The sequence below is a fragment of the Rhodococcus xishaensis genome (genome assembly GCF_004011825.1).
Taxonomy (GTDB): Bacteria; Actinomycetota; Actinomycetes; order Mycobacteriales; family Mycobacteriaceae; genus Prescottella; species Prescottella xishaensis.
The window spans coordinates 444,165-456,969 of the sequence record NZ_RKLO01000001.1; the positions used below are offsets into that span (position 1 = coordinate 444,165).

At 65.6% G+C, this 12,805-nt stretch carries 11 protein-coding genes; 9 read left to right on the forward strand and 2 right to left on the reverse strand.

The window, feature by feature from the left end:
* Positions 1-50 precede the first annotated feature (50 nt).
* Positions 51-1,406 carry an MFS transporter gene (locus tag EGT50_RS02190; protein WP_408014594.1) on the forward strand — a complete coding sequence of 452 codons (1,356 nt, stop codon included), beginning with the start codon at positions 51-53 and terminating at the stop codon, positions 1,404-1,406.
* On the opposite strand, the gene EGT50_RS02195 is transcribed toward EGT50_RS02190, so the two are convergent.
* Positions 1,348-1,908, reverse strand: coding sequence for a gluconokinase (locus EGT50_RS02195; RefSeq protein WP_127950953.1), 561 nt, complete (start codon positions 1,906-1,908; stop codon positions 1,348-1,350). The genes EGT50_RS02190 and EGT50_RS02195 overlap by 59 nt on opposite strands.
* Positions 1,909-1,951: 43 nt before the next feature.
* Entirely contained in the window at positions 1,952-3,346 is a 1,395-nt protein-coding gene (locus EGT50_RS02200; protein ID WP_127950954.1) for a GntP family permease, read from the reverse strand.
* 149 nt (positions 3,347-3,495) lie between these two features.
* On the opposite strand from EGT50_RS02200, the gene EGT50_RS02205 reads away from it, so the two are divergent.
* From EGT50_RS02205 to EGT50_RS02245, 8 genes are all read left to right on the forward strand, one after another.
* Positions 3,496-4,233: a FadR/GntR family transcriptional regulator gene (locus EGT50_RS02205; RefSeq protein ID WP_127950955.1), complete on the forward strand. Its 738-nt coding sequence runs from the start codon at positions 3,496-3,498 to the stop codon at positions 4,231-4,233.
* Positions 4,234-4,619: 386 nt separating this feature from the next.
* Entirely contained in the window at positions 4,620-7,151 is a 2,532-nt protein-coding gene (locus EGT50_RS02210) for a sensor histidine kinase (RefSeq protein WP_127950956.1), read from the forward strand.
* On the forward strand, positions 7,151-7,831 hold the full coding sequence (locus EGT50_RS02215; RefSeq protein WP_127950957.1) for a response regulator: 681 nt from the start codon (positions 7,151-7,153) through the stop codon (positions 7,829-7,831). The genes EGT50_RS02210 and EGT50_RS02215 overlap by 1 nt, the downstream gene beginning before the upstream one ends.
* A gap of 101 nt (positions 7,832-7,932) precedes the next feature.
* Positions 7,933-9,378, forward strand: coding sequence for an alanine/glycine:cation symporter family protein (locus EGT50_RS02220; protein WP_127950958.1), 1,446 nt, complete (start codon positions 7,933-7,935; stop codon positions 9,376-9,378).
* A gap of 249 nt (positions 9,379-9,627) precedes the next feature.
* Positions 9,628-11,067, forward strand: coding sequence for an alanine/glycine:cation symporter family protein (locus EGT50_RS02230; protein WP_127950959.1), 1,440 nt, complete (start codon positions 9,628-9,630; stop codon positions 11,065-11,067).
* Complete coding sequence (locus EGT50_RS02235) at positions 11,060-11,494, forward strand: OsmC family protein (protein WP_127950960.1); 435 nt, start codon at positions 11,060-11,062, stop codon at positions 11,492-11,494. Before EGT50_RS02230 ends, EGT50_RS02235 begins: the two co-directional genes overlap by 8 nt.
* 86 nt (positions 11,495-11,580) lie before the next feature.
* Complete coding sequence (locus EGT50_RS02240; protein ID WP_127950961.1) at positions 11,581-12,504, forward strand: SMP-30/gluconolactonase/LRE family protein; 924 nt, start codon at positions 11,581-11,583, stop codon at positions 12,502-12,504.
* 8 nt (positions 12,505-12,512) lie between these two features.
* Positions 12,513-12,800, forward strand: coding sequence for an acylphosphatase (locus tag EGT50_RS02245; protein ID WP_127950962.1), 288 nt, complete (start codon positions 12,513-12,515; stop codon positions 12,798-12,800).
* The last annotated feature ends 5 nt before the right edge of the window (positions 12,801-12,805 follow it).

The following is a 12,805-nucleotide window of genomic DNA, read 5'->3' on the forward strand; positions in this document are numbered from 1 at the left end:
AAGCCTGGACCCCTCGACTTTGGGGCATCCTCGCCGTGCTGTGCCTCGTGATGTTCCTCGACGGTCTCGACGTGTCGATGGTGGGTGTGGCCCTGCCATCGATCGGCATCGAACTCGGTCTGACCACCACGTCGCTTCAGTGGATCATCAACGGATACGTCCTCGGCTTCGGCGGTCTGCTGCTGCTCGGGGGACGCACCGCCGATCTCCTCGGTCGCCGTCGAGTGTTCTTGATAGCACTGGCGATCTTCGCGATCGCGTCTCTCGTCGGTGGACTCGTCGACAACGGAACACTTCTCATCGCCACCCGGTTCGTGAAGGGACTGGCCGCTGCCTTCACAGCACCGACTGCGATGTCGATTCTCACCACCACTTTCCGCGAGGGATCGGCCCGCAATCGCGCCCTCTCGATCTTCTCGGTGTTCGGTGCGAGCGGGTACTCGTCCGGACTCATCCTCGGCGGACTACTCACGAGTGCAGGATGGCGGTGGACATTCCTGATGCCAGTTCCCTTCGCAGCCCTCGCCCTCGTCGCGGGCATCGCGCTCATTCCACGGGACCGCCCCGCGGACACCGGCGGTCACGACGTCTTCGGCGCTGCGACGTTGGTTGCGGGCATGCTGCTCACCGTCTACTCAGTGGTATCGGCACCCGACCGCGGGTGGGCGGACCCGCTCACGCTGGGGTCGTTCGTTGCGGCGGCCGCATTGCTGGCGCTGTTCTTCGTCATCGAGAACCGGGTGGCGCATCCCCTTGTGCGACTGAGCATCCTGCGGGTCGGCGCGATCGTGCGCGCGAACGTCAGCATCGTCGCGCTGTTCGGCAGCTACCTCAGCTTCCAGTTCATGATGACGATCTTCCTGCAGTCGGTTCTCGGCTGGTCGCCGCTCGAGATGGCGCTCGGCCTGCTTCCCGCCGGCCTCATCGTCGCGTTCGGTTCGCCATTCATCGGTCGTCTGGTCGACATGTTCGGGACAGCACGAATGATCATCGCGGCTCTCACGTCGCTGACCCTCGGGTATGTGTGGTTCCTGCTCATGGGTGACGACCAACCGAATTACGTTGTGTCGATCCTGCCGAGCGTCTTGCTGCTCGGAGTCGGATTCGCGTTCGGCTTCACCTCGATCATGGCCCAGGCGACGGCGGGTGTCGCCGACCACGAACAAGGCCTGGCGTCCGGACTGGTGCAGACATCCGCTCAGGTCGGTGCTGCGGTGGTGCTGGCACTGACCACCGCTCTCGTCTCCGGAGGCTCGCACGCGGCGAGCAGTGTCGGCGGCGCGGGATTCCAGCAGTTCCAGTCCGGCCTCGTGCTCGTCACCGGGGTCGCGCTTGCCGGACTCCTGGTCACCGTGTCTCCGCTCGTCCGCCGTGCGATCTCCGCCGAGGCCCCAGCTGCGCGATGATTTCCGCCGCGAGTTGGCTGGGCGGGTCACCGACGTCGACGACGATGGCGTCCTCATCGGGATCGGGCGGTTCGAGTGTCGCGATCTGGGTGTCGAGCAGCGACGCGGGCATGAAGTGGTCCAGTCGGGTCGTGAGTCGTCCTGCGATCTGTTCGCGGGTGCCGTTGAGATGAACGAAGACGACGTGGTCGCCGCGAAGCACGTCACGGTAGCTGCGCTTGAGTGCCGAACAGGTGATGATCCCAGGCAGGCCGTTGTCCGTGTGCTCCCGGATCCACTCCGCGATCCGCTCCAGCCACGGCCACCGGTCCTCGTCTGTCAGCGGCTGCCCGGACTCCATCTTCGCCACGCTCGCAGGGGGGTGCAGGGTGTCGCCTTCCTGGAGGTCCCAGCCCAGCGCCCCGGCAATCACTCCCGCGATCGTCGACTTGCCCGATCCCGACACTCCCATCACCACCAGGACGGGGAACGTCGTCTCCGGGATGTGCTCGCGTGTACTCATGTGCGGCACACCAACTTCAGGTCGGTCACAGGTCCGCTCCTCCTCAGATGAATGTGCTCAGTGCGAGCACTCCGGCCAGACCGGTCACGGAAATGACGCATTCCATCACGGTCCAGGTCTTGAGGTTCTGCACCACGGTGACACCCAGGTACTCCTTCACGAGCCAGAATCCGGCGTCGTTGACGTGGGAGAGGAACAGCGAACCTGCCCCGATCGCCAGGACCATCAGCGAAACGTGCGTCGTCGGCAGATCCGCCGCGACTGGCGCGAGAATGCCGGATGCGGTGACCGTGGCAACAGTGGCCGAACCGGTGGCAACCCGGATGAGGACCGCGACGAGCCAGGCGAGGAACAGTACGGGGAGCATGCTGTCCTGGATCGCGCGGGCGATCACGTCGGCGATCCCGGTGTCGACGAGGACTTCCTTGAAGCCGCCGCCTGCGCCGACGATCATCACGATTCCCGCGATCGGCGGCAGCGAACTCTCCAGTGACCTGGCGATGTCCTTGCGGTCCATGCCCCCGCCGCGACCGAGTAGCACCATACCGACGAGTACGGCGAGGCCGAGGGCTACGACTGGGGTCCCGAGAAAGTCGAGCAACGCCTTGTACGGGGATTCTGAGTCAGGCGCAATGACGTCGGCGAGGGCTCTTCCGAGCATGAGAACGACGGGCAGCAGGATTGCGCAGAGCGTTGCCGTGAATCCGGGACGCTGACGCTCCGCCGCGGCCTCGGCACCCTCGAGATCCTCCGGGGTCACGAAGAGGTCGGGCACGGGAACATCGACCCACCGCGCCGCGAGCTTGCTGAACAGCGGTCCGGCGACGACCACCGTCGGAATCGCCACGACGATGCCGAGAGCGAGGGTGAGCCCCAGGTCGGCGTCGAGCGCGGCCACCGCCACGAGCGGGCCGGGGTGCGGCGGAACGAGTCCGTGCATGGCGGACAGTCCGGCCAGCGTGGGGATAGCGATACGGATCAGCGACTGCCCCGATCGCCGCGCGACGAGGATGATGACGGGCATCAGCAGCACGAGGCCGATCTCGAAGAACATCGGCAGGCCGATCACCGCGCCGACGAGCGCCATCGTCCACGGCAGGGTGCGCGGCCCGGAGCGGCCGACCAGGGTGTCCACGACCCGGTCGGCGCCGCCGGAGTCGGCGAGCAGCTTTCCGAACATCGCGCCGAAGCCGATGAGGAGGCCGACACTGCCCATCGTCGAACCGAAGCCCTCGACAAAGGACGCCACCGTGTCCGCTGGGCTGAGGCCCGCGCCTATGCCGACACCTGCCGCGCCGATGGACAGGGCGAGGAAGGGGTGCAGTTTGAGCCAGGTGATCAGGACGACGATGGCCGCGACACCGACGATCGCGGCCGTGATCAGCCGCACATCCTGTCCAGCGGTATCGCCTGCCGCGAGGACCTCAGCGGTGCTCATGTCGGTGCTCCGGGTTGGGGGTCCTGGAAGGCCACGCGGTGTGGCTTGTGCAACTGTGCATGAAAAATACTACGAATTCAAGTATCAGTCGTATTACGTAGTCCGTATTGCTGTATGACTGCACGCGTCGGCATGGCACCATCGGGCGCATGGTCAACGTCGACGATCCCAAGGACTCCGTGAACCGCCAGTTGCACGCATCGGTCCTCAACCGGCTGGGTGGTGAGATCGTCGCGGGTGTAGTACCGCCGGGTACCCGCATCTTGGCCGATGAAATCGTCGTGCAGTACGCGGTGTCGCGAACAGTGGTGCGCGAGGTGGTGCGCGTCCTCGAATCGCTGGGGCTGCTCGCGGTCCGCCGACGGATCGGGATCACCGTACTCAACGAGGATCACTGGAATTCGCTGGATCCGAACGTGATTCGATGGAAGCTGGCCGGCCCGCAACGGTTCGAGCAACTTGCGTGTCTGAGCGAACTCAGGTCGGCAATCGAACCGCTGGCAGCCAGGCTGGCGGCGAGTCGCGCGACGGCGGAGCAGTGTGGAGTGCTGACTGCGTCAGTGATCGGCATGTCGTCGACGGCCCGCGCCGCTGACAACGACGCCTTCCTGGCACATGATTCGAACTTCCATCGCACGTTGCTCGCCGCCTCGGGAAACCCCCTTCTGCGAGCGATGTCGGAGATCGTCGTGGAGGTGTTGGAGGGCCGGACCCGGCACTCCCTCATGCCGCACATCGCCGAGTCGGAGGCCATCCACCTACACGGTGTCGTTGCGGCGTCCGTTCAGGCGGGCGATGCCGATGCCGCGGAGGTTGCCATGCAGGCGATCGTCGTCGAATCCGCTATGGCCATGGAGGAATTGAAAGAGGCCCAAGAAGCCCTGTAGGTACTCCCACGGCTACCGACCGGGTGCACGCGTAAAGATCGCGTCAATGTCGACCTACTCGGGCGTCAGCAGATTGTCAGGAAGGTGCGTGAGGGCTCGAAACGGGTGCAGCATTGGAGATGAGCGTCCGACAAGCGAACGCTACGCGTGGCGCTGCCGTACGGGCACCGTAAGCCTGAACTGACGACGAACTCGAAAGAAGAACGCAATGGCTGATTTGGCCGTCGTCGTGTTGATAATCGGTGTATTCACACTATGCGCGTTGGTGCTGCGTAGCCTTCAGTCGAGGCGGGTGCGCTGACCGTTCCCTACTGACCGTTCCCTCGGACTTCTGAGATCGACCGCGTCTGGATGCGGCGCGGCGATGCCGGGTGAATGATGAGTGTGTGAGTAGTCCCGAACCGACCCGCGCCCCGCGCCGTGGCGAGTTACGGATCTACATCGGTGCGGCCCCCGGCGTGGGCAAGACCTACGCGATGCTCGGGGAGGCGCACCGTCGCATCGAAAAGGGCGATGACGTGGTTGCCGCGGTCGTGGAGACCCGTGACCGTGCCCGCACCGCCGGGAAATTGTCGGGACTCGAGGTCCTCGAGCCGAGGATGGTCTCGTACCGGGGCACCTCGATGCCTGAACTCGACGTCGAAGCGGTGATCGCGCGGCAGCCGGCGGTGGTGTTGGTCGACGATCTCTCGCACTCCAACACCCCGGGCAGTCGCAACGACAAGCGTTGGCAGGACGTCTACGAGTTGCTCGACGCCGGCATCGACGTCCTGTCGACGCTCAACGTGCAGCACCTCGAGAGTCTGAGCGACGTGGTCCAGCAGATCACCGGGGTCGAGCAGCGCGAGACCTTGCCCGACAAAGTGGTTCGCGAGGCCACTCAGGTTGAACTCGTCGATCTAACACCGGAAGCTCTGCGGCGCAGCCTCTCTCGCCGAAACGGATACGCCGCCGACAAGGTCGATACAGTCCTCGATGACTACTTCCGGCACGGAAACCTCACGGCGTTGCGCGAACTCGCGTTGCTGTGGGTTGCGGCCCACGTAGACGCCGAACTTGCGAATTACAGTGCCGAGACGGAGACCACCGAAACGCGAGAGGCCCGTGAGCGCGTCGTCGTGGCCGTCACCGGCGGCCCCGAATCGGAGACCCTCGTCCGGCGGGCCAGCCGCATCGCAAGCAGGTCCAGCGCCGAACTCATGGTGGTCCATGTCGTACGCGGTGAGGGTCTCGAGGGTGAGGCCGCCGCCGACATGGGCAGGGTGCGCAAGCTCGCCGCGGGAGTAGGGGCGAGTCTGCACAATGTCGTCGGCGACGACGTCCCGACGACGCTGCTCGAGTTCGCCCGCGAGGTCAACGCCACGCAGTTGGTGATCGGCACGTCCCGGCGCTCGCGGTGGGCGCGGATCTTCGAGGAGGGGATCGGCTCGGAGATCGTCCGGCGGTCCCGGACGATCGACGTTCACATCGTCACGCACGACGAGGCCGCGCGCCGGCACCGTGTTTCGATGCCGGGTCGCGGGCGCCGGATCCTCTCGTGGCTGGCCGCGGTGGTCGTGCCCTCTCTGGCGGCGGCGTTGATGGCGGTCATCGATCAGGTGACGGGACTCGGCGCCCAGAACGCGTTGTTCTTCGTAGTGGTGCTCGGGGTCGCTCTGTTCGGCGGTGTGGGTCCGGCGATCCTGTCAGCGCTCGTTTCGGGGCTGCTGCTCAACTATTTCTTCACCGACCCGCTCTACAGCTTGACGATCGCCGAGCCGGACAACTTCGTCACCACGATGGTGCTGATGGTGGTCGCCGTCGCGGTCGCCGTGCTGGTCGACGCGGCCGCGAAACGGGCACGCGAGGCTCGGCGCGCATCGCAGGAGGCCGAACTTCTGGCACTGTTCGCGGGGTCGGTGCTACGCGGGGCGGACCTGCCGGCGTTACTCGAGAAGGTGCGGGAGACATACTCACAGGCAGGGGTCAGCGTCGTCCGGCGCAGCGAGGGCGTGGTCAGTTCTGTGGGCGCGTCACCGCCCACGTCGGTCGACGAGGCCGCAACGGTGTGCGAGGCGGGTGCCGGCGAGTACGCGCTGCTCCTCGCGGGCGCCGAACTTGGTGCGCGGGATCGCAAGGTCCTTGGCGCAGTGGCTAATCAGGCGGTCGGACTGATCCGACAGAAGCAGCTCGCCGAGGAGGCCGGCCAGGCGTCGGCGCTTGCGGAGGCCGACCGGTTGCGCCGGTCGCTGCTCTCGGCCGTCAGCCACGACCTGCGGACTCCGCTGGCCGCCGTGAAGGCGGCCGTGTCGAGCCTGCGTAGCGCTGACATCGAGTTCTCGCCCGAGGACACCGCCGAACTGTTGGCCACCGTGGAGGAGTCGACCGATCAACTGACCGCGCTGGTCGGCAACCTCCTCGACTCGTCGCGGCTCGCGGCGGGCGTGGTCAAGCCGACGCTGCGGAAGGTGTATCTCGAAGAGGTGGTCCACCGGGCCCTCGTCGGTGCGGGACCAAGGAGACCGGGCTCGGCGCGGCGGGTGCGTGACCAGGTGAAAGTCGAGGTGGGCGACGCGACGGTGATGGCCGACGCCGGACTGCTCGAGCGGGTGATCGCCAATCTCGTCGATAACGCACTGCGCTACGCGCCCGACGAACCCATCCGGATCGGCGTGGCACGGGCGGGGGACCGGACGACGATCACGGTCGCCGACACCGGACCTGGGCTCGCGCGCGGTACCCACGACCAGGTGTTCGGCGCCTTTCAGCGGCTCGGCGACCGGGACAACACGATCGGCGTCGGGTTGGGTCTGTCGGTGGTGAAGGGATTGGTCGAGGCAATGGGAGGCACCGTCAGCGCGACGGACACCCCGGGTGGCGGTTTGACGATGGCGGTCGAACTGGCTGCCTCCCCGACCGGAGGCACCGAGGAGGCCTGATGACTCGGGTGTTGGTGGTCGACGACGAGCCGCAGATTCTGCGTGCCCTGCGGATCAACCTGATCGTTCGTGGCTACGAGGTGACCACGGCCTCGACCGGCGCGGCTGCCCTGCGGGCGGCGGCCGACAAACACCCTGAGGTAGTGGTGCTCGACCTCGGGCTGCCGGACATGGATGGCATCGAGGTCCTCGCGGGACTGCGCGGCTGGTACACGGCGCCGGTGATCGTGCTGTCGGCACGCACCGACTCTTCCGACAAGGTCGAAGCCCTCGACGGCGGCGCCGATGACTACGTCACCAAACCGTTCGGGATGGACGAGTTCCTCGCTCGGCTGCGGGCCGCAGTACGACGGGGTGCAGCGGCAGCCGAGACGAGCGAACCGGTCGTGGTCACCGACTCGTTCACAGTTGACTTGGCCGCAAAGAAGGTCACCCGTGACGGCGCGGAGGTGCACCTGACGCCCACCGAGTGGGGGATGCTCGAGATGCTCGTGCGCAACAACGGCAAGCTCGTGGGGCAGAAGGAACTCCTGCGCGAGGTGTGGGGTCCGGCCTACGCCACCGAGACGCACTACCTCCGGGTCTACCTCGCCCAGCTGCGTCGCAAACTCGAGAAGGACCCGTCGAAGCCGCGGCACCTGCTGACTGAGACCGGAATGGGCTACCGCTTCCGGGAGTGAACCCGACTTTCGCGTCAACGTACATATATTCGTCTCAGCGAACATATATGGCACATGTAGATGTATTGCACATCATGTTCATACAGGTCCATTATCGACGAATGGACGCGTCCATCGATGCTGTCACGAGAATCAACGAGATCTACTGGTACGGCGTGATCGTGCTGCTCGTGGGGCTGGGCTTGTATTTCACCGTGTGGTCGCGGTTCGTGCAGATTCGATTGATTCCCGACATGTTCCGTTCGGTTGTCGAACGCGCCGAGCTGCTCCCCGACGGCACCAGGGGGATCTCCGCTTTCCGGGCGTTCTCTGTCTCGGCTGCCGCCCGCGTCGGTACCGGCAACATCGTCGGGGTCGGCCTCGCGATCAGCGTCGGCGGGCCGGGTGCAGTGTTCTGGATGTGGGCTATGGCCGTGGTCGGTGCGGCGACCGCCTTCGTGGAGTCCACGCTCGCCCAGCTGTACAAGGTGCGCGACCGCGACGGATTCAGGGGTGGTCCCGCGTACTACATGCTGCACGGGTTGCGGCGACGGTGGATGGGCGTGCTCTTCGCGGTCGTGATCACCCTCACCTACGGGTTCAGCTGGAACGCGGTGCAGGCCAACGCGATCGTCGATGCTGCTTCGGAGTCGATCGCGTTCGAAGGGCGCGCGCCGGCCGCCGCGATCGGGCTGGGGGTTGCAGTGTTGGTCGCCGGCGTGATCTTCGGAGGCTTTCGGCGGATCTCGGCGGTCTCGCAGATCCTCGTGCCTTTCGTTGCGACCGCATACGTCGTGCTCGGGTTGCTGGTCGTGGTGCTCAACATCGGTGAAGTGCCGCGGATGTTCCAGCTGATCGTCGAGGACGCGTTCGGTATCCGCGAGATGGTCAGCGGTGGATTCGCTGCGGCGTTCATGTACGGGGTCCGCCGGGGCCTGTTCTCCAACGAGGCAGGCATGGGTTCCGCGCCGAATGCTGGTGCCACTGCTGCTGTTTCGCATCCCGTCAAGCAGGGTCTGGTGCAGAGCCTGGGCGTCTACTTCGACACCTTGCTCGTTTGCTCGATCACGGCGTTCATCATCTTGCTGTCGAACCCCGAGTACGGCACCCCGGCCGGTGCCTCGCTCACTCAGAACGCACTGGCCGCCGAGCTCGGAGCCTGGACCGTGCATTTTCTCGCGATCGCGATCTTCTTCCTGGCCTTCACCTCGATCATCGGCAACTACTACTACGGTGAGGCCAACGTCGAGTTCCTCACAGGTTCCCCGGGAGCCCTGCGGGGCTACCGGCTGATCGTCGTGGCATGCGTGTTCGGCGGGGCCATCGGGTCGCTTCCGATCGTGTGGGAGTTGGCCGACCTCACCATGGGTGTGATGACAACGGTCAACCTCCTGGCGCTGATGCCGCTGTCGGGAGTCGCGTTCGCGTTGTTCGCGCATTACTCGCGTCAGCGTAAGCAGGGGATCGATCCGGTGTTCCATCGCGCTGACCTGCCGGAGATCCGCGGAGTGCAGGTGTGGGAGGAGGAGACGGGCGCCGAGCATGGCAGGATGACCGAACAGCGCTGAACAGACTCCTGAACCGGCGCCCACCGAATTGTGGGTCGAGCGCAACGGCACTCGTCTCTACGCCGCAGCTCGCGTGGCGCCGAGGTGCGCATCGGATCGAATCGGTCGGGGGTCTTCACGCAGGCGGGCTACTCGAGATGGCTCCGCCGCGTGCTCGGGCATGAGTTCGGATCTCCGCTCTACGGCGCGTAGATATATTGCTCATATAGATGTGTTGCACATCACCTACGTAAAGTCGATGATCGACAGATGGACGCGTCCATCGATGCTGTCACGAGAATCAACGATATCTACTGGTACGGCGTAATCGTTCTCCTCGTGGGCCTGGGCGCGTACTTCACCGTCTGGTCGCGGTTCGTGCAGTTTCGATTGATTCCCGACATGCTGCGTTCGATTGTCGAACGCGCCGAGCTGCTCCCCGACGGCACCAGGGGGATCTCCGCTTTCCGTGCGTTCTCGGTCTCGGCCGCCGCCCGCGTCGGTACCGGCAACATCGTCGGAGTCGGTATCGCGATCAGCGTCGGCGGGCCGGGTGCGGTGTTCTGGATGTGGACAATGGCCGTACTCGGTGCGGCGAGCGCGTTCATCGAATCCACGCTCGCCCAGCTGTACAAGGTGCGCGACCGCGACGGATTCAGGGGTGGTCCCGCGTACTACATGCTGCACGGGTTGCGGCGACGATGGATGGGCGCGATCTTCGCGGTCGTCATCACCCTCACCTACGGGTTCGCCTTCAACGCGGTGCAGGCCAACGCGATCGTCGATGCTGCTTCGGAGTCGATCGGGTTCGAAGGGCACGGGCCGGCCGCCCTCGTCGGGCTGGGAATCTCAGTGCTGGTCGCCGCCGTGATCTTCGGAGGAATACGGCGAATCTCGGTGGTCTCGGAGATCCTCGTGCCCCTCGTTGCGAGCGCATACATCGTGCTCGGGTTGCTGGTCGTGGTGCTCAACATCGGTGAAGTGCCGCGGATGTTCCAGCTGATCGTCGAGGACGCGTTCGGTATCCGCGAGGTGGTCAGCGGTGGATTCGGTGCGGCGTTCATGTACGGGGTCCGCCGGGGCCTGTTCTCCAACGAGGCAGGCATGGGTTCCGCGCCGAATGCTGGTGCCACTGCTGCTGTTTCGCATCCCGTCAAGCAGGGTCTGGTGCAGAGCCTGGGCGTCTACTTCGACACCCTGCTGATCTGCTCGATCACGGCGTTCATCATCTTGCTGTCCGACCCCGAGTACGGCACCCCGGCCGGTGCCTCGCTCACTCAGAACGCACTGGCTGCTCAACTCGGCGGCTGGACCGTGCATTTCCTCGCGATCGCCATCCTCCTTCTGGCCTTCACGTCGGTTATCGGCAACTACTACTACGGCGAGGTCAACGTCGAGTTCCTCACAGGTTCCCCGGGTGCGCTGCGGGGCTACCGGCTACTCGTCGTGGCATGCGTGTTCGGCGGGGCCATCGGGTCGCTTCCGATCGTGTGGGAGTTGGCCGACCTCACCATGGGTGTGATGGCAACGGTCAACCTCCTGGCGTTGATGCCGCTGTCGGGAGTCGCGTTCGCGTTGTTCGCGCATTACTCGCGTCAGCGTAAGCAGGGGATCGATCCGGTGTTCCATCGCGCTGACCTGCCGGAGATCCGCGGAGTACAGGTGTGGGAGGAGACGGCCACGCATGGCAGGATGTCCGAACATGGCTGAACAGACTCCTGCATCCGCTCCCACCGAATTGTGGGTCGAGCGCACCGGCACTCGTCTCTACACCGGGCGCAGCTCACGTGGCGCCGAGGTTCGCATCGGATCGGAATCGGTCGAGGGGGTCTTCACACCCGGCGAACTACTCAAGATAGCCCTGGCCGCGTGCTCGGGCATGAGTTCGGATTTCCCGCTCTCTCGGCGTCTCGGTGACGATTACGACGCGACCATTCGCGTCTCGGGTGCCGCCGACCGGGAAAACGAACTGTACCCTCACCTCGAGGAGGTCCTCGAACTCGATCTCAGTGAACTCGATGCCGAGGCGCAGGGGCGGTTGGTCGCGTTGGTCGAGCGTTCGATCGACAAGGTGTGCACCGTCGGGCGCACCCTGAAGGCCGGTACGAACATCACGTTGAAGGTCGAAACGGACTAGGTTTCCTGGTCCTGTTCTTGCTAGATTCTTTGGGCAAGAACGGAATTCGAGTTCACAGACCGTAGCGGAAGGGGGATCCCGTGCGGATGCGGCGGAGTACAGGAGCTGTCGGTGCGCTCGCGGCTGCTATCGGGCTCGTGTCCGGGGCCCCGGCGGCTGCCGAGATGTCCGTCGGCGCCAACCCTTGTCCGCAGTGGAGCGCCGTGACCGTTGCGGCCGGCTACGGGATGCTCGAGAACCTCGCGTTCGACGGCCAGGGCTCGATGCTGCTGTCGGAGTCGGCGCTCGTGGGTCCCGGCGCGGTCCGCGCGCTCGACGCGTCCGGCGCTCGCAGCACCCTCGTCGAGAACGTGAACGGACCCGGCGGCCTCGTCCTCGTCGGTGAGGACGCGTACTTCACCACCGGAAACACCGCGCTCTCGGGCCTGCTCGGGATCGCCGACGGCACCATCGACGCGGTCGACCTGGGCACCGGCGACCGACGCACCCTCGCGTCCGGTTTGGTGATGCCCAACGGCTTGACCAGGCTCGGCAACGGCGATCTGCTCACCACCCGTGATCTCGGGGCACCGGGCCTGACTCGGATTCCGGCCGAGCGCCCGGGCTCACCGGAGCTGGTGCGTGCCGATCTCGGTACCGTCAACGGCATCGCCACTCACGGCGACCGCGTGTATGTGAGCACCTCCTTCGATCCGGTGAGTGAGTTGAAGATCCTCTCGGCGAACGACCTTCACGGTCCGGTCCGGACGATCCCGCTGCCGGGTGTCGGGCCGCTCAACATCGCCGACGATCTCACCGTCGGTCCCGACGGCGCCGTCTACGTGACCTACAACCTCCCCGGGAAGGTACTGCGCGTGGATACCGCGACGGGCACCAGTTGCGAGATCGCGTCCGGTCTGACGCTGACCTCCTCGGTGCAGTTCGGGGCCGGTCGGGGGTGGGACGAAGCCTCGCTGTATGCAACGGGCTTCGACGGCACCGTCCGCCAACTGATCCCGCCCGTCCGATAATGGAACCCATGCACGACTCTGGCGCGACCGAACGACTCACGGCGTGGGTCCACGGCTACGTCCAAGGCGTCGGCTTCCGGTGGTGGACGCGCTCGCGTGCGCTCGAGCTGGGACTGATCGGCCACGCGACCAATCACACCGACGGCCGGGTTCTCGTGATCGCGGAGGGTCCGCGCCATGCCCTCGAACGGCTGCTGGTGCTGCTGCGGTCCGGACGGACGCCCGGAAGTGTGACTCTCGTCGTCGAGCACTTCGACGCGGCGCGCGGGGGTCTTTCCGGATTCGTCGAACGCTGAACCGC